The 18,467-nt window shown below is 45.0% G+C and carries 21 protein-coding genes; 12 read left to right on the forward strand and 9 right to left on the reverse strand.

Features of this window, described 5'->3' with window-relative positions:
• Positions 1-756, forward strand: coding sequence for a LytR/AlgR family response regulator transcription factor (locus tag D3H65_RS22830; RefSeq protein ID WP_119052533.1), 756 nt, complete (start codon positions 1-3; stop codon positions 754-756).
• Positions 757-812: 56 nt separating this feature from the next.
• Here the strand turns inward: D3H65_RS22830 and D3H65_RS22835 are convergent, their stop codons facing one another.
• Positions 813-1,217 (reverse strand): hypothetical protein, encoded by a 405-nt coding sequence (locus D3H65_RS22835; protein WP_119052534.1) that lies wholly within the window; start codon positions 1,215-1,217, stop codon positions 813-815.
• A 242-nt stretch (positions 1,218-1,459) separates the two neighbouring features.
• Here D3H65_RS22835 and D3H65_RS22840 point away from each other — a divergent pair, with 242 nt between their 5' ends.
• Together D3H65_RS22840 and D3H65_RS22845 are read left to right on the forward strand one after the other, a co-directional pair.
• Positions 1,460-2,092, forward strand: a complete 633-nt coding sequence (locus D3H65_RS22840; protein WP_119054616.1) for a DUF5606 family protein — start codon at positions 1,460-1,462, stop codon at positions 2,090-2,092.
• 88 nt (positions 2,093-2,180) lie between these two features.
• Complete coding sequence (locus D3H65_RS22845; RefSeq protein WP_119052535.1) at positions 2,181-3,905, forward strand: M3 family oligoendopeptidase; 1,725 nt, start codon at positions 2,181-2,183, stop codon at positions 3,903-3,905.
• Between the two features lie 294 nt (positions 3,906-4,199).
• On the opposite strand, the gene D3H65_RS22850 is transcribed toward D3H65_RS22845, so the two are convergent.
• Positions 4,200-4,619, reverse strand: coding sequence for a Fur family transcriptional regulator (locus D3H65_RS22850; protein ID WP_119052536.1), 420 nt, complete (start codon positions 4,617-4,619; stop codon positions 4,200-4,202).
• A 30-nt stretch (positions 4,620-4,649) separates the two neighbouring features.
• Positions 4,650-5,300, reverse strand: a complete 651-nt coding sequence (locus D3H65_RS22855; protein ID WP_119052537.1) for an SCO family protein — start codon at positions 5,298-5,300, stop codon at positions 4,650-4,652.
• Between the two features lie 99 nt (positions 5,301-5,399).
• Here D3H65_RS22855 and D3H65_RS22860 point away from each other — a divergent pair, with 99 nt between their 5' ends.
• The 6 genes from D3H65_RS22860 (at position 5,400) to D3H65_RS22885 (ending at position 10,130) form a co-directional block, all read left to right on the forward strand.
• Positions 5,400-5,819 carry a MerC domain-containing protein gene (locus tag D3H65_RS22860; RefSeq protein ID WP_245999570.1) on the forward strand — a complete coding sequence of 140 codons (420 nt, stop codon included), beginning with the start codon at positions 5,400-5,402 and terminating at the stop codon, positions 5,817-5,819.
• 114 nt (positions 5,820-5,933) lie between these two features.
• Entirely contained in the window at positions 5,934-6,530 is a 597-nt protein-coding gene (locus D3H65_RS22865) for a NifU family protein (protein ID WP_119052538.1), read from the forward strand.
• A 144-nt stretch (positions 6,531-6,674) separates the two neighbouring features.
• On the forward strand, positions 6,675-7,202 hold the full coding sequence (locus D3H65_RS22870) for an SRPBCC family protein (RefSeq protein WP_119052539.1): 528 nt from the start codon (positions 6,675-6,677) through the stop codon (positions 7,200-7,202).
• Positions 7,203-7,207: 5 nt separating this feature from the next.
• On the forward strand, positions 7,208-7,849 hold the full coding sequence (gene pnuC / locus D3H65_RS22875) for a nicotinamide riboside transporter PnuC (protein WP_119052540.1): 642 nt from the start codon (positions 7,208-7,210) through the stop codon (positions 7,847-7,849).
• 30 nt (positions 7,850-7,879) lie between these two features.
• Positions 7,880-8,422 (forward strand): AAA family ATPase, encoded by a 543-nt coding sequence (locus D3H65_RS22880; RefSeq protein ID WP_119052541.1) that lies wholly within the window; start codon positions 7,880-7,882, stop codon positions 8,420-8,422.
• Positions 8,423-8,459: 37 nt separating this feature from the next.
• On the forward strand, positions 8,460-10,130 hold the full coding sequence (locus tag D3H65_RS22885) for an ArnT family glycosyltransferase (RefSeq protein WP_162915775.1): 1,671 nt from the start codon (positions 8,460-8,462) through the stop codon (positions 10,128-10,130).
• Between the two features lie 12 nt (positions 10,131-10,142).
• Here D3H65_RS22885 and mtgA read toward each other — a convergent pair whose 3' ends face one another.
• The 4 genes from mtgA to D3H65_RS22905 form a co-directional block, all read right to left on the reverse strand.
• Positions 10,143-10,847 (reverse strand): monofunctional biosynthetic peptidoglycan transglycosylase, encoded by a 705-nt coding sequence (gene mtgA, locus D3H65_RS22890; RefSeq protein WP_211345531.1) that lies wholly within the window; start codon positions 10,845-10,847, stop codon positions 10,143-10,145.
• Between the two features lie 71 nt (positions 10,848-10,918).
• Positions 10,919-11,509, reverse strand: coding sequence for a hypothetical protein (locus D3H65_RS22895; RefSeq protein ID WP_119052543.1), 591 nt, complete (start codon positions 11,507-11,509; stop codon positions 10,919-10,921).
• A 109-nt stretch (positions 11,510-11,618) separates the two neighbouring features.
• Positions 11,619-12,257 carry a LysE family translocator gene (locus D3H65_RS22900; protein WP_245999571.1) on the reverse strand — a complete coding sequence of 213 codons (639 nt, stop codon included), beginning with the start codon at positions 12,255-12,257 and terminating at the stop codon, positions 11,619-11,621.
• 127 nt (positions 12,258-12,384) lie between these two features.
• Positions 12,385-13,911 (reverse strand): GH3 family domain-containing protein, encoded by a 1,527-nt coding sequence (locus D3H65_RS22905; protein ID WP_119052544.1) that lies wholly within the window; start codon positions 13,909-13,911, stop codon positions 12,385-12,387.
• A gap of 234 nt (positions 13,912-14,145) precedes the next feature.
• Here D3H65_RS22905 and D3H65_RS22910 point away from each other — a divergent pair, with 234 nt between their 5' ends.
• Positions 14,146-14,673 (forward strand): M23 family metallopeptidase, encoded by a 528-nt coding sequence (locus D3H65_RS22910; protein WP_119052545.1) that lies wholly within the window; start codon positions 14,146-14,148, stop codon positions 14,671-14,673.
• A 52-nt stretch (positions 14,674-14,725) separates the two neighbouring features.
• On the opposite strand, the gene D3H65_RS22915 is transcribed toward D3H65_RS22910, so the two are convergent.
• Positions 14,726-15,904 carry a glycosyltransferase family 2 protein gene (locus tag D3H65_RS22915; RefSeq protein WP_119052546.1) on the reverse strand — a complete coding sequence of 393 codons (1,179 nt, stop codon included), beginning with the start codon at positions 15,902-15,904 and terminating at the stop codon, positions 14,726-14,728.
• A 208-nt stretch (positions 15,905-16,112) separates the two neighbouring features.
• Between D3H65_RS22915 and dnaN the strand changes: the two genes are divergently transcribed.
• Positions 16,113-17,228 (forward strand): DNA polymerase III subunit beta, encoded by a 1,116-nt coding sequence (gene dnaN, locus D3H65_RS22920; RefSeq protein WP_119052547.1) that lies wholly within the window; start codon positions 16,113-16,115, stop codon positions 17,226-17,228.
• Between the two features lie 90 nt (positions 17,229-17,318).
• Entirely contained in the window at positions 17,319-17,612 is a 294-nt protein-coding gene (locus D3H65_RS22925; RefSeq protein ID WP_119052548.1) for a putative signal transducing protein, read from the forward strand.
• Between the two features lie 78 nt (positions 17,613-17,690).
• On the opposite strand, the gene D3H65_RS22930 is transcribed toward D3H65_RS22925, so the two are convergent.
• Complete coding sequence (locus D3H65_RS22930) at positions 17,691-17,969, reverse strand: hypothetical protein (RefSeq protein WP_119052549.1); 279 nt, start codon at positions 17,967-17,969, stop codon at positions 17,691-17,693.
• Positions 17,970-18,467: the final 498 nt, after the last annotated feature.

Raw genomic sequence — 18,467 nt, forward strand, 5'->3', positions numbered from 1 at the left:
ATGCATGTATTGATCATTGAAGACGAAAAACCCGCCGCGGAAAAATTACGGAAAGCCCTTATGGCCTGCGATGCTTCGATACAGGTTGTAAATGTATTGGGAAGTATTCAACAGGCCACAGCCTGGCTGGAAGAACATCCGGCCCCAGCCCTGATCTTCATGGATATTGAACTCAGCGATGGATTGTCATTCAGGATCTTTGAACGAACAACGATCAGTTGCCCGGTAATATTTACAACGGCCTATGACGAGTACTGGCAAGAGGCTTTTGAACACAACAGTATAGACTATCTATTAAAACCCATCAAGCAGGTAAAGCTTGAAGCAGCTTTAAAAAAATATGAAAAGCTGAAACAGTATTTTTCTGCCAACTATCAAAACCTGGTCAACTGGCAACAAAAGCCTGCAGAAAGCGGATACAAAAAACGCTTCCTGGTAAAACGCGGATCGGATTATATAAGTATTAAGACTGAAGACATTGCTTATTTCTACGCTACCCATAAGCTGGTTTGCATGGTAGACAATAAAGGTCAAAAATTTATTCTTGATCAGTCTTTGAGTGATATCGAAATGCAGCTGGACACCGGTTTTTTTTACCGGGTAAACCGTAAATACCTCGTCAATATGAGCGCCATCAGGAGGATAAAAACCTACCCCAAAAGTAAATTACTGCTGGAAGTGGAGCCTGCCTTACAGGAGGAAATTGTGATCAGCCAGGAAAATGTAACGGCTTTCAAGCAGTGGATGGAGCAATAATAAAAAAACCCCGGCCATCTGCCAGGGTCTTAATACGATCATAGAGCTCGGACTAATTAGTTATTTCCGCCTCCACCGCCCTGACGGCGCTGAGGACGTAAAGAAGGTTCAATTTCGTCTTTCCATTTTTTGTATTGCGCTTCATCGAAGATCTTCTTCAGCTCATCATCCCTGTCTGCCGCCATTTTCTGGCTTTTTTCACGCATTGCGTCACGATCGGGTTGGGCACCACCAGCACGCATTTCTTCCATCATTTTTTCCCTGGTACGGAAATATTTCGCAAAAGTGCTGTCGGATTTGGTAGTTTGATCAGGTGTAAGCTTGAGATCTACCAGTTTTTCTTTTACTGCCTTCAGTTGTTCTTCGGGCGTACGACGTTGAAAACCACCACCGCCTTGAGCATTGGCAGTATACATGCCGGCAATGGCTACAGTTATCAATAGGAAGATTGCTTTTTTCATTGCAATAATTGTTTATGTGATTTAAAATTGACTGTTATAAATTGGATGACAATGGCGGGTAAAACCTGCGGTTTACCCCTATAAAATTAACCGGTAGTTAACAATGCACCCCGGCGGGTGGAAACCCTGCGATCGGGAGCCCGTAGATAAAAAAGGCCCGTATTTAAAGAGTTAGTCAACTTTTGGAACAGGGTTTGCCGAATTCCGTTTATCTTGCATATCCTTTAAATTTTCAGCCCGATATGGAATATGGAAAAATCATAGCGGTAACAGGGTTACCAGGATTGTACGAGTTAGTAAGCAGTAAGAGCGATGGTGCTATTGTCCGTTCACTGGACGATCAGACTACCCGGTTTGTATCCAGCCGGGTACATAATTTCTCACATTTGGAAAGTATTGAGATATATACCGTTCGTGATAATGTGAACCTGGCAAGCATTTTCCAGGCCATGCAAAGCAGCGGAGAGAAGCTGCCCGACGGTAAGGACAACAATGCCCTGAAGAAGTATTTTGAGAAAGTGTACCCCGATCTGGATTTCGAGCGCGTATATGCCAGCGACATGAAGAAAATGGTGAAATGGCTGACTGTACTCAATGCTAACAAGGTGGAAATCAAGCTACGGGAACTTGCAGAAGAGCCTGCTGAGGAAGTTGTAGTGGAAGAAAAAGCACCAGCACCGGTAGCTGAAGAGCCCAAAGCACCCGCCAAAAAAGCGGCCGCTAAATCAACAGCTAAGAAAGAAAAGGTTGTAGAGGAAGAGGCTGAAACAGCAGAAAAACCCAAGAAAAAAGCAGCCCCCAAGGCTAAAAAAACCGAGGAAGGCGCAGAAGAGCCGGTTAAAAAGAAAACCGCTCCGAAAAAGACCAAGGAATAGTTTTTTCCTATTTATAACAAAAGCTACAACCTTCCGGAACCTGTTTTTTGCAGCCGGGGTTGTAGCTTTAGTATTTAAACAATGATCTATGAACTTTAGCGCTGATATCAAGAAGTTGCCCAGGCATTTTTTACCCGCCGATTTTGTGGTAACAGACTGGAATACCCTGGAGCCTTATTTTAAGGATTTGCTGGACCGCTCTATCGGAAGTTATGCCGACCTGGAAAAATGGCTGTTGGATATGAGTGAGCTGGAAGCTGTGGTAAGTGAAGATGCCTGCTGGAGGCAGATAAAAATGACCTGTGATACAGAGAATAAGTCTCTGGAAGAAGCATTCGTGTTCTTCGTTACCGCCTTGCAACCCCAGATTCAATTGTATGGCGATAAACTGAACCGTAAGTTGGTAGAAAGTCCTTACATCGACCAACTGGACCAGCAAAAGTATTTTACCTACCTGCGTGGCGTGCGGAAGAATATCGAACTGTTCAGGGAAAAGAATATTTCTCTTCAGTCAGAATTAAGCGTGTTGCAACAACAATATGCCGTGATCTCTGGTAAAATGACAGTGGAGGTGAATGGACAGGAATACACCTTGCAACAGGCAGCCAAACTACTGGAAAGTCCGGACAGGGCATTGCGTGAAACCGTTTACAGGAAAGTGAACGATAGAAGGATCCAGGATAAAGAGGCCTTGAATGACTTATACTCGAAACTTATTGAAAAACGCCACCAGGTAGCAAATAATGCCGGTTTTTATAACTACCGTGATTATAAGTTCAAAGAGCTGGGCCGCTTCGACTATACCAAAGAAGATTGCTATCAATTTCATGAAGCTGTTAAACAACATGTGCTTCCCCTGGTCAATGCTATTTACAAAAGAAAGAAGGAAAAGCTGGGTCTTGATACCTTCAGGCCCTGGGACCTCGAAGCCCAGCCCGCAGGTATTAAGCCTTTAACTCCTTTCAAAACAGGTGATGAACTACTGGCAAAAAGCATCCAATGCTTCGAAGCCATACGTCCCTTTTTTGCCGATTGTCTTCGGAAAATGAATGAAATGAAACGCTTTGACCTGGACAGCCGGAAAGGAAAAGCGCCGGGAGGTTATAACTGCCCGCTGGCAGAAACAGGCGCGCCTTTCATTTTTATGAATGCGGCAGGGCAAATGAGTGATGTAACCACCATGGTACACGAAGGGGGTCATGCAGTGCATTCCTTCCTGGCACATCCGTTGGAGCTTAGTTCATTCAAGGAATACCCCATGGAAATAGCGGAGGTGGCCAGTATGGCCATGGAACTGTTTAGCATGGATGCCTGGGAAGTATTTTTTGACAATAAGGAAGATTTGCAACGGGCCAAGGAACATCAGCTGGAACGTGTAATTACGATCTTCCCCTGGATTGCTACGATAGACAAATTCCAGCATTGGGTATATGAGCATCCAAACCATACAGAACAAGAACGCGCCACACGTTGGATGGAGATACTCAATGAGTTCTCTTCCGATGTAATCGATTTCAGCGGTCTTGATGACTACCGCACTTATAGCTGGCAGCGCCAGTTACACTTGTTTGAGGTACCATTGTACTATATCGAATATGGCATTGCACAATTGGGAGCCATTGGTTTGTGGATGCAATTCAGGCAAAATAAGGAAGCAGCGTTAGACAACTATATGCAGTCTTTAAGTTTGGGCGGAACCAAGACTCTACCGGAACTGTATAAGGCGGCCGGGCTGGAATTCAACTTTTCGCCAGAACGTATCAAAATCCTCATGAAGTTTGTGCAGGAGGAAATGAAAGCAATAGAACGTTGAGCAATAGTCGGTAAAAAAATACCCAGTTAGTGGTATATGGTTTATTCGTTCTAACAATTATCTTTGTAAGGAATACTTGTCTACGATAGTAAGATGAGCAATCATCTGAACATCATAAAATAGCTACTAATCAGAGCCTTAACCAAAAGTCCCGGTGTTTCTACATCGGGGCTTTCTTTTTATACCCGAATCGGGTCAGGCCGCCCTGGTCAACCAATAAGATAGTATTTTCTGCTAAAACAGTCCAGGAAAGGATATGAGGCGAATGAATAACAAGCTAAACAGGACTGTACCTTAGTGGCAATCCTTGCAAACACCCGTAATCACCATTTGAAATTCTTCCGGCTGAAATCCCTCGGGAAGCCTCACTTCAGGGATCATGACACTTTCCAGGCAGGTAGTATTACCGCAGGCGCTGCATACAAAATGAACGTGGTTGTCATGGTGGTGGCCACCGGCGCAGCCTTCTTTACACATGGCATAGCGAACAGAGTTATCTACGGTGGGGATACTATGGATAATCCCTTTTTCCAGAAACGTTTGCAGTGTACGGTATACCGTTACACGATCAAATTTTTCACCGGTCTTTTTTTCAATATCGCCATGCGCAAGCGCGCCGCCATTGGTTGCCAAAAATAATTCCAGGATCCTTTTACGGCTACCGGTTACACTTAGCTGACTACGCTTCAAAATATTATCAATCTGTGTATCCATGTTTAACTTTTTTATCTTTTCTGATAATCGTTAATTTCCAAAAAGGTTATTACTAAATCGTTTTTGAGCAACAGGTTCATCCAACAATCCTTTGATATCTTTTTTAAGTTCTTCCAGTTCATCTTTCTTCAACCCGTCATAGATTTTTCTTACCTGACCACTTTTGTCAACCAGTGCGAAGAACTGCGTATGCAAAAACTGATCATCAATATTCTGCAGGTTATTCTTTGGATCATCCAACAAATAACTGGTACGGGCAGTATTATATAAACTGTCTTTTCGTCCGGTCAGAAACCACCAATGACGTGTATCCGCTTTAATGGAATCGGCATATACTTTCAAACGCGCACTGCTATCCGTTTCAGGATCGCAGGTATGCGAAACGATCAGGAACCGCGATTCATTGAGGAAGGCTTCATGAATGGGGCGAAGATTGGTGTTCATAATGGGGCAGATGCTCTTACAGGTAGTGAAAAAGTATTCTGCCACATATACCTTACCATCCAGGTCCCGTTCGGTAACGGTCTTGCCATCCTGGTTAACGAATTGAAAAGGAAGTACATAGCTCAAAACAGGCAACTTAACCTTGCCATAACCCGGGATCACCCGGGTGAGCACTATATAAAAGCCAATGACGAGAACAAGGAAAAATCCAATATAAAATACGAATTTTTTATTCATGGATGCAAAGTTAGGAAATCAGGGCTAAGGGTTTTTGCAACCAACCGCCTTAAACGATACAGCAACCATTTTAAGATTTCGTTTGCAACTTAGTTGCATATGAAAGTTTTCCCTTATCTTCGCGCCATGAATTTCAGGTTTAACTGGGACGCATTGGGAATTGCTACTTCTGTAGCCTGCGCTATACATTGCGCTATCCTGCCGCTATTGCTTACCAGCCTACCTGTTTTTGGCATCAACATCATTGAGAATGTATTGCTGGAATACACGATGATTTTTATCGCTTTTGCCATTGGCATGTATTCCCTTTGGCATGGCTACCGAAAGCATCATCATAGTTATTTGCCGGCTATTGTATTTTGTGTAGGTATTATATTGTTGATTGCCAAACAAATATGGCACGATCACCAGATTTGGCTACTCCCCTTTGCCGTAATTTTCATCGTATCGGCCCATGTGATCAATTACCGCGCCTGCAGGGTACACGATCACGCCCATGCCGATGATTGTGATCATTAAAGAATTTCCGGAACTACGTTAAGGGTGAAAGCCTAAAAGCACAGGCTTTTTAGAATAAAAACAACAATTCCTTGTCGGGGTTTGTTATTTTTGTACTTTAAAATAGTGGGAATTATGATTAAAACAGGCAGCCCGGTTATCAGTATCTATACGGAGATGACTCCCAACCCGGAAACCATGAAGTTTGTGGCCAATAAGTTATTGTATCCGGGCAAAAGCATCGATTTTCCCGATGTGGAGAGCGCAAAACCCTCACCCCTGGCTACAGAACTATTCGGTTTTCCTTTCATCAGGGCTGTTTTCATTGCCTCCAATTTTGTGACCTTGACCAAGACCACCGAAACAGAATGGACGGATGTGATACCTACTATCCGCCAGTTCCTGAAAGAATACCTGGAAGAAGGAAAAGCGGTGATCAATGAAGAAGAAGTAGCCGTTATTGTACCGCAAAGCAGCAATGCCGTATCCGCCGATGATGATGATGTGGTAAAACGTATTAAGGAGTTATTGGAAAACTACGTGAAGCCCGCAGTTGAAATGGATGGCGGCGCTATCCAGTTCAAGAGCTATGACGATGGTGTAGTAAACCTCATGTTGCAGGGCTCCTGCAGCGGATGTCCCTCTTCTATGATCACCCTCAAAGCAGGTATTGAAGGGATGATGAAGCGCATGATACCCGAAGTGAAGGAAGTAGTTGCCGAAGCAGAGTAAGATTACAGACAATTAACTTATATAAACCCTTCTGTTTGTAGCAGAAGGGTTTTGTATTTAAAGGATTGCCCGTGGTACTAATTATTGCAACGGCTTGGCTTTGTAGCCTGCTTACTGTAAATTACAGTTAAACAGCTTGTATATATGCTGGTATTGTACATCATTTACGGCTTTATTGGCATCATCCTTATTTTACTGGTGATCGCCTTCTTTTTGCCTGGCAAATACCATATTGAGAAATCGCTGGTCATTATACAACCGGTGCGGGAGGTAATGGCCCGGGTGGCTGACCTTAACCATTACGCACGCTGGAATCCCTGGCAAATGATGGAGCCGGGAAGCAAGATGACCATCAAAGGCGCCCCGCAAACCCCTGGTCATGAATACTGGTGGAAGGGTAAAAAGATTGGCGAGGGGCGGTTAATACTACGCAGTATTGATCAAAAGCATGTTCACTTTGGCCTCGAATTTATAAGACCTTGGAAAAGTTTTGCCAACGACAACTGGTTGTTTGAAGAATGGGGCAATGGCGAAACAAAAGTAACCTGGCAAAACAATGGCGATCTGCCTTACCCCATGGCCAGGCTAATGGGCCCTTACTTAATTAAGAACCTCAATAAACAGTTTGAAGAAGGTTTGCGTAACCTTAAAAAACTTTGTGAGGGATTGTGATCCGCATGAGTATACCAGAGATTTATCAACGATTTGTTTTTGGAATTGTGCATACTACCTGGCTTGAATACCTTGCCGTATTTACAGGCATTGCTAGTGTATGGTTTTCCCGCATTGAAAATATCTGGGTATATCCCGTAGGTCTGGTCAGCACCATTATCTATACCTGGCTTAGTTTACAGGCACACTTACCAGGCGAGGCCAGCGTAAATGTTTATTACACCGTCATGAGTATTTATGGTTGGATACTCTGGGCCAAAAGAGATGCAGCACACCACCATATTGTGGTCATACAGCATGCCACCAGGAAAGAATGGCTACAACATTTCCTCTTCTTTGGTGCTTTTTACATTGCCATATTCAGTGCATTGACCTGGCTGCGGACTATCTTCTCCCAGGAGATCATTCCGTGGGCCGATGCCTTTGCCTCCGCTACAGCCTATACCGGTATGTGGCTCATGGCAAAGAAAAAGGTAGAAAGCTGGTATTGGTGGATCGCTACCAATATTGCTTCCATCCCCTTGTACTTTATCAAAGGATATGTGTCTACCAGTGTATTTTATTTTATCCTACTCATGATGGCCGGGTTTGGCTGGGCTGAATGGAATAAGCGTGCAAAGCTGGCAAAGCAAATGCCCGCCTCCTGATTCCGCAGTATATTTGCTGTTTGTTACCCCATGATAAAAAAAGTAGTGGTCGTAGGGCCTGAATCAACAGGCAAAAGCACTTTGTGTGAACAGTTGGCCAGTCAATATGCCACCACCTGGGTGCCCGAATATGCGCGGGAGTACCTGTTGAAGCATGGCAAGCAGTACAGCTATGATGATCTGTTGATCATTGCACAGCAGCAGGTAGCCCTGGAAGATCAATACGCTGCCGCCTTACCCACCACCGCCGAACAAAATACCCTCCTCTTCATTGATACCGACCTGTATGTGATGAAAGTGTGGTGCGAATATGTATTTGGTAAATGCCATCCCTGGATACTGGATCAGATTGCAGTAAGACAATACGACCTGTATTTACTATGCGACACAGACCTGCCCTGGGTAAAAGATGAACTGCGGGAGTATCCCGACCTCGAAAGCAGGCGTGAGCTGTATCATATATATAAAGATCTCATGTTAAACCAGGCCGTTCCCTGGATAAATATTTCAGGCGATTACGAACAACGATTGGGAAAAGCTGTTAAAAAAATAGAAGAATTATTCAAAACCTGAATGCTTGTCTTAGTTTTACTTCCTTCGTTTGTTGGGTATGCTTAGTTTTATCAAGAGGAATCATCAACCACTGTTTTACATTGCCTGGTGCGTAGTAAACCTGATCCAGGCTGGCTACACGGAGCTATTTGATGATGAAGCCTATTACTGGGTATATGCACAATTTCCCGACTGGGGCTATTTTGATCACCCTCCCATGATTGCTCTGCTGATCAAAGCAGGTTATGCGATCTTCCCCAATGAATTAGGTGTTCGCTTCTTTATTGTGCTGCTCAATACAGCTACTATTTTTATCACACAACAGTTATTGGGTAAAAGAGATGATTATTTGTTTTATGCCATTGCCGGCTCCATCGCCATTGTGCAGATAGGCGGTATCATCGCCGTTCCTGATATTCCCTTGTTGTTTTTTGTAGCCTTGTTTTTCTGGTTTTACCAGCAGTTTGTAACACATATGACCATCGGGCGTTCTGTATTGCTGGGATTGAGTATTGCCTTAATGCTGTACAGCAAGTACCATGGTATACTGATCGTAATAGCCACCCTGGCGTCCAATCCAAAGCTCTTTGCCCGGTACCAAACCTATATCGTTACGCTGGTGGCGCTGGTGGCTTTCGCTCCCCACCTTTATTGGCAGTACACACATGGATTTCCTTCCGTAAAATATCATTTGTTTGAACGCAGCACTTCTTATTATGACACCCGCTATACCATCGAATACCTCGTAGGACAGCTCGCCCTGGCCGGCCCCTTGATGGGATGGTTATTATTAAAAGCAGCTTTTGATCATAAACCCGTGCAGGAACTGGAGCGCGCATTGAAGTATTCCCTGATCGGGTTCTATTCATTTTTCCTCTTAAGTAGTTTCAGGGGCCGCGTAGAAGCCAATTGGACCGTACCTGCCTTCATCGCTTTAATAGTGTTGAGCCATCAATACCTTTCCCGGCAAGCTTCCTGGCGCAGCTGGCTATATAAGAGCATTCCCATCAGCCTTATTTTTATCTTGCTGGTAAGGGTATATATGCTACCGGTGATCCCTCGTGCAAAATGGTTTCCGAAAGATGAGTTTCATGAAAACAAAACCTGGGTGTCGGCCGTGCAGAACCGTGCGCAGGGACTGCCCGTCGTATTCATTGGCTCCTACCAAAAAGCATCCAAGTATTGGTTTTATTCACAAACGTCTTCACTATCGATGAATGATATTGAATACCGGCGCAACAATTACAATTTCTGGCCGCTGGAAGATTCATTGTTGGGAAAAAAGGTGATGGTGGTGGGCATATATGATAGCGTAACACAGATCGACCCTATTAAGGAGCTGGGCAACAAAGCCAGCCATGTGTATGCGCCTTACTATTCTTTTTCGAGAATAAATATCCGCTATGAGGGTAAGCCTTTATTGAAAAATAAACAGTTTACTATAAACGGCACTATTGAAACGCCTGTTGGGTATCTACCCTTTTTGCAGCAGGCGCCCTTTGATACTGCTTCCATCCAGCTGGCTTTTGAAAATGAACAGGAGAAGATCCTGGCTTTCCCAACGGGATTAACCGTACGGCAAATTAAGGAAGCCTGTCAGCCTTTCCATTTGCAGGTACCGGTTCACTTACCGCCCGGCCGCTATACTTTCCGCTTTGCCATCAGCACCTGTATTCCCAAAAGCAGGTCTATGAATAGTGCAGGTAGCAGCCTATTAGTGGAAGAGTAATAAGTGCATGAATTATTGTATCAGCTTTTGTATATCCTCATCATCCTGCAGGTTGGTCATTTGGCGAAGTACCCAGGGATATTTCCAGGCCACATACCGCGAAACTGGTTTCACCGTATACTCCTTGGGATTGGGTAAGGAGGCGGCAATCATCGCCGCTTCCTGGCGGGTAAGTTTCTGGGCCGGCTTTTTAAAGTAGGCCTGAGCAGCTGCTTCGATACCAAAAACACCTTTGCCCATTTCGGCTACATTGAGGTACATTTCCAGGATGCGTTTTTTGCCCCATATCAATTCGATCATGAAGGTGAAATAAACTTCCAGCCCTTTACGAAACCAACTGCGGCCCTGCCACAGGAACACATTTTTAGCTACCTGCTGACTGATCGTGGAAGCTCCTTTGATGCGATTGGGTCTTTTTTCATTGTTCTTCATGGCCTTTTCAATGTGCTTCCAGTCAAACCCATTGTGATCCGGAAACAGTTGGTCTTCCGAACAAATTACCGCCAGGCGTGCATAGGGCGACATCTGTTTGATGTCTACATAATCCCGCTTGAGGCCATTGCCTGTTATAAGGCTTCCCAGTTGTGTAAGTGTAAATGGTGGATCCACCCACTTGAGCAGGAGGATATAGAAAAGCTGGAAAATGAAGAGGAAAATAAAGACTCGCTTCAGGATTCTCCAAATACGAAGACCTAATCCCCTGGTTTTGATGGCCATGCCGGGTTAAATTGCTTGGGGTGCAAGATAACCCGAAACCGGGGAAGTCCGAAGGAAGACAGGAATTTAGCCTAAAACCCTTTTTTGAGATCGGCTGCCCTGATGTATACCACCTTGTATTTGCCCCCGGCCTTGTTGCTCTTGTCATGAATACGCTCCCACATATAACCGGCTACGGCTACGCCGGCGGCCACGCCTAGCGTAAGCAGTTTGCCATCATCATTGAAAGACTCTTTGCGGTAAATGGTATTTACTGTTTCCAGTATAATATAACCTACCCCGGCTACCATCATGATCTTGGGAAGGGCCACCTGCACAAATCCTTTTTTACCGCCCCATTTATAATTTTTGGTATAATTGAATCGTTTGATCTCGCGGTAGTCGATGCCAATAGAAAACCTGACCGTGTCTAATTGAGAACCAAATTCAGTTCCCTGTAATCGTGTTTCTTCCTGCCGGATATAGATGGAGTCGTTTCTGATATCGGAAATAAAGCCATTTATCCTAAACCCATTGTGGGTTTCGGCCGAAATAAAAGACCCGGCATAAAAAGTTTTGATCGTCCGGTTGTTCCACTTTTTAAGTACAATAAAATCTGATTGCTGAGAGAAGGAGAGCAGTGAACCGAACAAAACCGTTATGAGAAGTACAGTTGTTTTCATGTAAGGCCAAGTTACAGCGGTAAGCTAATTAAATGAACTAAGGTTTTGTTAAGACTAATGCAACTAACGCATTATGAACACTCAAAACCCGGCAAAGTTTATCACCTGCTCATATATCCTTTGCTAAAAATACTGTGCCGTATAAGAGCGCCATTCCAAAGCCAACCAGTATTACGCCCGATACCTTATTAATCACCGTAATATTGTGCAGGGTGAGCCGTTTGCGAAGTTTGCCGGCCAGCAGTACTTTAAAAATATCAGCCGCAATATTAAAGGCCAGGCAAACAGAAAAAATAATGATCCTTTGTTGGAAGTTGAACTTCGCGCCCAGGGCCGTAGCAGTACCCAGCCAGAAAATGAATACACTGGGGTTGAGTGTATTGATCAGGAAGCCGCTGGAAAATATTTTGAGCATATCCCTTTTGCGAAAGCGTATGATCTTTCCCTCGGCATCCGTACGCAGGGTCACTTTTTTGAAAAACAGGTAAAAGATGCCCATGATCACCAGGAAGGCGCTGCCAATATAACCAATGATGGCTTTGTATTCCAGCAGCTCACTCACCAGGGCCGAAAAGGCATTGCTGATCACCACCAGCACAATATCGCTCATCCACACACCAGCCACAAAGCTGAAGCCGCCCGTATGACCGTTGTTCAGACTTTGTTTGATCACCGTGAAGATCACCGGCCCCACCGACAAAGCAAGGATACACCCCAGCATTAATCCATTGATGATGGCTTGCCACATGCGTTAATAGAAGTAATGAGAAATTAAAGCGACAATTTACAAATAATCAGACGAAGTGAAAAAGAACAAGTTACATACCTGCCCTTTTATATATAAGTAAGGGGGTGGCTCGTATTGATCCAATTGATTAAATGGCGCCGGTTTCCAGGAATTTTACCCAGTCCTCATACATTTTGCCCTTCATTACACGGGGAAACTTATGCTGCCCGCCTATCTTCCCTTTGAGGCGCATGAATTCCATGAAACTCGATTCCGGTAGTATTTTAAGGTAAACGTCTTTGAGGGCGCTGTTCCGTTCTACGGCATAATCATCATTCAGGTCTTTCAGCTTTTGATCGATCTTCTCGCGTACCGGTTCTGCGTCCACCTTGTCATCACAGGCTATCCACCACTGGTGGGCAAAGAAAAGCCCGTGGGGCACGCCCGCCACTGTAAACTCCGGAATGCAGATATTCATTTCATCGGCCACCAATTGTACCGCCTTATTCATATTATCCACACTCAGGTGCTCTCCTACCAGGCTCAAGAAGTGCTTGGTGCGGCCGGTGATCACTATTTCACAACGTTCTTTGTCTACAAAACGAACCGTATCGCCAATCAGATAACGCCAGGCGCCGGCCGTGGTACTGATCAGGATGGCATAATCCTTCCCCTCTTCTACTTCATGGATCATCAGCACTTCGGCATCTTCCATGATATTACCATCACTGTCGAAATTCTTATCGTTGAATGGAATAAACTCAAAAAAGATATGATCATTGAGCGAAAGGTGCATGCCTTTGGCAAACTGCCTGTCCTGGTAAGCCAAAAAGCCTTCTGAAGCCAGGTAGGTTTCAATATAGGTAAGCGGCTTGGCCACCAGTTTCTCAAATCCTTTCTTATAGGGTTCAAATGACACCCCGCCATGCACAAAGAAGGCCAGGTTGGGCCACATATCGTGAATGCTCTTAAGATTGTAGCGCTCGATGATCTTTTCCATGCACATCTGGATCCAGGCGGGAACGCCTACCACAAAGCCAATGTCCCAGTTGGGGGCTTCTTCTACGATCGCTTCCAGTTTCTGGTTCCAGTCTTTGGTCCGGGCAATTTTTTTGCCGGGCTTATAGAAAGGGGAGAACCAGAAAGGCACTTTCTTGGCCGTAATACCGCTCAGGTCACCGGCGTAGTAGCCAGGGCCTTTCTGCAGGTCTGTACTGCCGCCCAGCATCAGCCATCCTTTACCCACACTCTTTAAGGGAATATCATGGTAGGTGCGGAGGGTGAGCAATTGCTTGATCATCACGATGCGGTTGCCCCGCATCAGGTCGTTGGTGATGGGCAGGTATTTACTGGCCGATTCGGAGGTGCCGGAGCTGAGGGCGAAGAATTTGATCTTACCGGGCCAGCAGATATCCGGCCGGCCTTCCAGGGTCTTATGCCACCAGGCTTCGTAGATCTTATTGTAGTCGTAAGTGGGAACCAATTGTTGGAACTTTTTACCGGCATGTTTGCTAAGCAGGATCTCATCAAACCGGTAAGTTTGCCCGAATTCGGTAAAGCGGGCTTTTTTGAGCAATTTCCTCAATACCCGTAGCTGCTGCCGCCGGGGTGAACGGGCTGGCAATCGCAATGCTTTCGCTATAGAGGGGGGTAAGGAAATATCAATTAACGCCATTACATTCAAAGCCGGTTTGGTCAGGCAAATTCAAAATTAAGGGATTAGAGGGAATTGTAATGCTTAAATGACCAGTGGAGGGGGGTTAACTGCCAAAAAGTCGGCTATACTTTAACTTTTCCGCCTACAAGAAAGGATATTACCCAGGCGTTTAAACGCAAAACCGCTCTTGTGCAACAAGCTTTTCCTCGACTGCGCCAATAACCGGAATTTTCAAACCTTATAACCCTGTTTATGAAAGTAAAACGCATCCTTAAGTATATTTTCCTTTCTTTATTGGTCATTTTGGTAATCGGCTATTGTCTGCCGCAGCACTTTGTAATGCCGGTGACAGGGGCCAACGGCAAAAGCTATAACGAAAATTCGTTCTGGTTTTATCCCTGGGGCAAATCAGTAACACATAAGGGGGTAGATATTTTTGGCAAGAAGGGTACGCCGGTGGTGGCTTCCACTTATGGTCTGGTGATTTATACCGGTGTGCTGGAAAGAGGTGGAAATGTAGCCCTGGTATTGGGACCTAAATGGCGAATTCATTATTATGCCCATCTCAAAGATATTAATACCTCCTCCCTTCATTTTGTAAAAGCCGGTTCGGGGATCGGTACGGTGGGCACCACGGGCAATGCCGCAGGCAAACCGCCTCACCTGCATTATAGTATATCCTCCCTCCTGCCCCTGCCCTGGCGTATTGATGACGCCAAACAGGGCTGGAAGAAAATGTTCTACCTCAACCCCATTCCTTACCTAAAGGGTGTGGAATAGCTCTTTTGTTGATGATTACTGCCAGCCTTAAAGATGGTCTTCAAAGACCTGTTCAATAAGATATACCGCATATCGCATTTCCCTGACTATCTTTTGAACCACTACCCACAGCACTGGAGGTATGGCTTCCGTGTATATGCACACCCATATAGTTGTGCTTAGATTGAAGCTCTTTTATGATAGCTGTAAATGGGAATGTAGGTCCTTCGCAAAAAATGAGCACACCTGCATCTTTACTGGTAGCTGCCACGGTATATTTTGCAGCTTGAAGAATGGCTCGCATATTTTCAATGGCCGATTCATCGCCATTGAGCCATACTTTTGGGGTGCCGGATAAACCAGGTTTACCAGGTACAGCATTTTGCTTATTCGCTCCCAAGCTCCTGGCCGCAATAATGCCTTGCAACAGCTTGGTATACCACCAGGCACTTACCCCCCGGTAATGCTTCTGCACAAATTGGATCATGGCAGTATAGAACAGTTTTACATAGCGGGCATCACGGCGGGTACTTTCACCTTTGAAGTGGATGATCACAGGAGCAGGCAAATAATAATTAATATACCCCGACTGCTGAATGCGGTAACTGAGGTCTATATCTTCTGCATACATGAAAAAGCGCTCATCAAAGCCGCCGGTTTTATCCAATACCTCTTTCCGCACCCACATAAAAGCGCCCGACAACACATCCACCGGGTGTACGGCATCAGGCGACAGATGGCCCAGGTAATAACGGGCAAATAAGGGGGAGGTAGGAAACAACCGGGTGAGGCCGCTCATTTTACAAAAAGATACCCAGGGACTGGGAAATCCCCTTTTGGATTCCGGCAGGTAGCTGCCACTCCCATCGATCATGCGTACACCAAGCGCCCCGGCATCAGCATGGGCCTCCATAAAAGACAGGCATTGCACAAAGCAGTCTTCCGGTAAAATGGTATCCGGATTCAGAAAGAGTATGTATTTACCCCGGCATTGCAACAGCGCCTGGTTATTGGCGCGGGCAAAACCCAGGTTTTCTGTATTGGCGATAAATTGTACAAAAGGAAACCGGCTGCGGAGATATCCTATGCTGTCATCAGTAGATTTATTGTCCACCACAAACACCTCAGTTTGGCTAGGTTCGTCATCTGCCACGGAGTGGCCAACTTCTTCCATGGCCTTTTTCACAGAACAAAGGCATTGTTCCAAAAAATACTTCACATTATAATTTACAATAATTACAGACAGCTGCATGGCGGGGCGAAAATACGGCTGAACTACGATTTATTGGATTTTGGGGATACTGGCGATTGATGGTATTTTATTTATTCCCGGGTGTTTTTTGACTTCCAGGGCCCGCTTTAGGGGTTCAGATTGATGGATTTGTGATTGGATTGTTTAAAAATATACGGTGGGGTGTATTGTTCAGAATTCTATATTTGCTCAAATCTTTAACCAGCTTATGAAGTTCATCGTTTCTTCTTCGGCTTTATTGAAACAGTTACAACAGATTAGCGGCGTTATCAACGCTAATACGGTATTGCCAATTTTGGAGGACTTTTTGTTCGAGATTGACAAAAACAAACTCACCGTAGTGGCCACCGATCTGGAAACAGTTATGAAGGTGCAAATGGAAGTGGAAGCCAAGGATACCGGCCGCGTTTGTATCCCGGCCAAGATCCTGATGGATTCCCTGAAGAACATCCCCGACCAGCCCCTGACATTCAATATTGACAAGAATTACAGTGTGGAAATTACCAGCGACAATGGTAAGTACAAGGTAATGGGCGAAAATCCAGATAATTTCCCCAAAGAGCCGGTAGCAGATGATACCTCCTCTTTTACCATTACCTCTGCTGCACTGGTGACAGCTATCAATAAAACCCTGTTTGCGGTAAGTGGCGATGACCTGCGCCCCGCCATGACAGGGGTGTACTTTGAAATGGATAAAAAGGGACTGCAGTTTGTAGCTACCGATGCACACCGCCTGGTTCGTTACAAACGCAAAGATGTGAGCTGCCCCAAGAACGATTCACTGATCGTTCCCAAGAAGCCACTTAACCTGCTGAAAGCCGCCATGCCCGTAAATGATGACGAGCTGACGGTAAGTTACAACAGCAACCACCTGTTTGTAAAACATGGCACTACCCAAATGAGTTGCCGGCTGATCGACGCCCGTTTCCCCGATTATAAAGTAGTTATCCCGGTTGATAATCCTTATAAACTGATCCTGACCAAGGCCGATTTCCAAAGCGCCCTGCGCCGGGTAAGTGTGTTTTCCAACAAGAGCACGAACCAGGTAGTACTGAATATCAGTGGCAGTGAGTTGCAACTGGCAGCCCAGGATGTGGATTTCTCCTTTGAAGGTAATGAGCGCATGAAGTGCCAGTATGATGGGGAAGACCTGGCAATCGCTTTCAATGCCAAGTTCCTGATTGAAATGCTGAATGCTGCTGAGAGTGATGAGGTGGTGGTGGAACTCTCTACACCCACCAAGGCTGGTATCATCAAGCCTACCGAGCAGGAAGAAAATGAGGAAATGCTGATGCTGGTAATGCCCCTGATGCTGAACAGTTAATCGCGGATAAAGGATTAGCTGGATTGCGCAGATAAGAAGCCGCAGCCCGCAGATTACAAGATCTCGAAGATTAAAACGATAGGAAGCCGGATGAGATATCCGGCTTTTTCTTTTACCTTGCCTCAGTCATTCATCATTCAAAACAGGATCGCTTTGTTTGTTGTGCTCCGTACATACGACAATTACATTCCCGCGCATATGATGCTGCAAAGGCTGGAGGATGAGCATATCCGGGCCTATTTGCAGGATGAGCATACGGTGACCATCTATCCCATCTTCACCAATGCCATTGGCGGTATAAAGCTGATGGTGCATCAGGAACAGTTGCCAAGAGCCCAGGACCTGGTAGATGGATTTGAAAGTGAGTACCAGAAGAACAGCTAATTGCACTACTTCCCCTAAGTTGCTGTAAAAAATGTTTACTACTGCTTTGAATGTGTATGAATTTGAGAAGAGACCACGTTACTTTTTTCTCTTTTTGCCAGCCTGAGCATATTGATTATGAATAAGGTCGGTTATTACCTTGCCTTCCACGTCTATTAATTTGGCAAGCTCGTATACGTCTTTTAAGATCCACCCATCTACCTGGTCTGTCAGTTTCACCAGCCGGAGATAATTAAAACCCAGATCTTTTGCGACCCTTGAAGGAGGGATAGTGTCAAATATCTCCTTAAAGACTGTAATGTGTCCCGCTTCAATGAGACGCTTGACCGTCAGGTATCGCCTGTCTTTAATCTCCATAGCCCAAAGAAAGAAAATGCAACAAGCAATCAGCCAGACAGTTACAGCCAATATGCGTTAAGCATATAATTTATCACCAAAACAATTACAAATAATAATTATTTATAGTATCATACATTGGTAGCTTCGGAATAAGACCTGCCCCTTTTTTAATTTTATATACCCAACCACTACAGCCTGCAGGGCTACAAGAGTTTTTTGCACAGCGATGATCCGGCGATAAGCGGCGAAAACAATGGGAAATCAGAAAGACTTCCGCGGTGACCACTTGATGATACGGAGGCTTTGGTATTCATAGGTCTCTCCGATGCCTGCTGTGTGACAGGTTCTCACCTACCGGGAGTCTTTACTGTTTTCAGTTGATCCGTACCTGATTGCTGGAAAATGCTGCCATTACTAATTTTATTGGGTTCCCCTATGATAGAGATCCTGATCTTTATTCCGCCTGTGGTATTATTCTGTTTAGCGGTGTATTTGTTATTAAAAAAGTCTAAAGAC

The organism is Paraflavitalea soli (assembly GCF_003555545.1).
In the GTDB taxonomy this organism is placed as follows: domain Bacteria; phylum Bacteroidota; class Bacteroidia; order Chitinophagales; family Chitinophagaceae; genus Paraflavitalea; species Paraflavitalea soli.

What these genes read in the sequence shown, in the direction of transcription:
- pnuC (WP_119052540.1), top strand. Translation starts at nt 7,208, where the DNA reads ATGAGTATACCAGAGATTTATCAACGATTTGTTTTTGGAATTGTGCAT.
- D3H65_RS22840 (WP_119054616.1), top strand. Translation starts at nt 1,460, where the DNA reads ATGGAATATGGAAAAATCATAGCGGTAACAGGGTTACCAGGATTGTAC.
- D3H65_RS22830 (WP_119052533.1), top strand. Translation starts at nt 1, where the DNA reads ATGCATGTATTGATCATTGAAGACGAAAAACCCGCCGCGGAAAAATTA.
- D3H65_RS22915 (WP_119052546.1), bottom strand. Translation starts at nt 15,904, where the DNA reads ATGCAGCTGTCTGTAATTATTGTAAATTATAATGTGAAGTATTTTTTG.
- D3H65_RS22910 (WP_119052545.1), top strand. Translation starts at nt 14,146, where the DNA reads ATGAAAGTAAAACGCATCCTTAAGTATATTTTCCTTTCTTTATTGGTC.
- D3H65_RS22885 (WP_162915775.1), top strand. Translation starts at nt 8,460, where the DNA reads ATGCTTAGTTTTATCAAGAGGAATCATCAACCACTGTTTTACATTGCC.
- dnaN (WP_119052547.1), top strand. Translation starts at nt 16,113, where the DNA reads ATGAAGTTCATCGTTTCTTCTTCGGCTTTATTGAAACAGTTACAACAG.
- D3H65_RS22850 (WP_119052536.1), bottom strand. Translation starts at nt 4,619, where the DNA reads ATGGATACACAGATTGATAATATTTTGAAGCGTAGTCAGCTAAGTGTA.
- D3H65_RS22835 (WP_119052534.1), bottom strand. Translation starts at nt 1,217, where the DNA reads ATGAAAAAAGCAATCTTCCTATTGATAACTGTAGCCATTGCCGGCATG.
- D3H65_RS22860 (WP_245999570.1), top strand. Translation starts at nt 5,400, where the DNA reads ATGAAAGTTTTCCCTTATCTTCGCGCCATGAATTTCAGGTTTAACTGG.
- D3H65_RS22865 (WP_119052538.1), top strand. Translation starts at nt 5,934, where the DNA reads ATGATTAAAACAGGCAGCCCGGTTATCAGTATCTATACGGAGATGACT.
- D3H65_RS22880 (WP_119052541.1), top strand. Translation starts at nt 7,880, where the DNA reads ATGATAAAAAAAGTAGTGGTCGTAGGGCCTGAATCAACAGGCAAAAGC.
- D3H65_RS22905 (WP_119052544.1), bottom strand. Translation starts at nt 13,911, where the DNA reads ATGGCGTTAATTGATATTTCCTTACCCCCCTCTATAGCGAAAGCATTG.
- D3H65_RS22870 (WP_119052539.1), top strand. Translation starts at nt 6,675, where the DNA reads ATGCTGGTATTGTACATCATTTACGGCTTTATTGGCATCATCCTTATT.
- D3H65_RS22930 (WP_119052549.1), bottom strand. Translation starts at nt 17,969, where the DNA reads ATGGAGATTAAAGACAGGCGATACCTGACGGTCAAGCGTCTCATTGAA.
- mtgA (WP_211345531.1), bottom strand. Translation starts at nt 10,847, where the DNA reads ATGGCCATCAAAACCAGGGGATTAGGTCTTCGTATTTGGAGAATCCTG.
- D3H65_RS22895 (WP_119052543.1), bottom strand. Translation starts at nt 11,509, where the DNA reads ATGAAAACAACTGTACTTCTCATAACGGTTTTGTTCGGTTCACTGCTC.
- D3H65_RS22845 (WP_119052535.1), top strand. Translation starts at nt 2,181, where the DNA reads ATGAACTTTAGCGCTGATATCAAGAAGTTGCCCAGGCATTTTTTACCC.
- D3H65_RS22900 (WP_245999571.1), bottom strand. Translation starts at nt 12,257, where the DNA reads ATGTGGCAAGCCATCATCAATGGATTAATGCTGGGGTGTATCCTTGCT.
- D3H65_RS22925 (WP_119052548.1), top strand. Translation starts at nt 17,319, where the DNA reads ATGAGATATCCGGCTTTTTCTTTTACCTTGCCTCAGTCATTCATCATT.
- D3H65_RS22855 (WP_119052537.1), bottom strand. Translation starts at nt 5,300, where the DNA reads ATGAATAAAAAATTCGTATTTTATATTGGATTTTTCCTTGTTCTCGTC.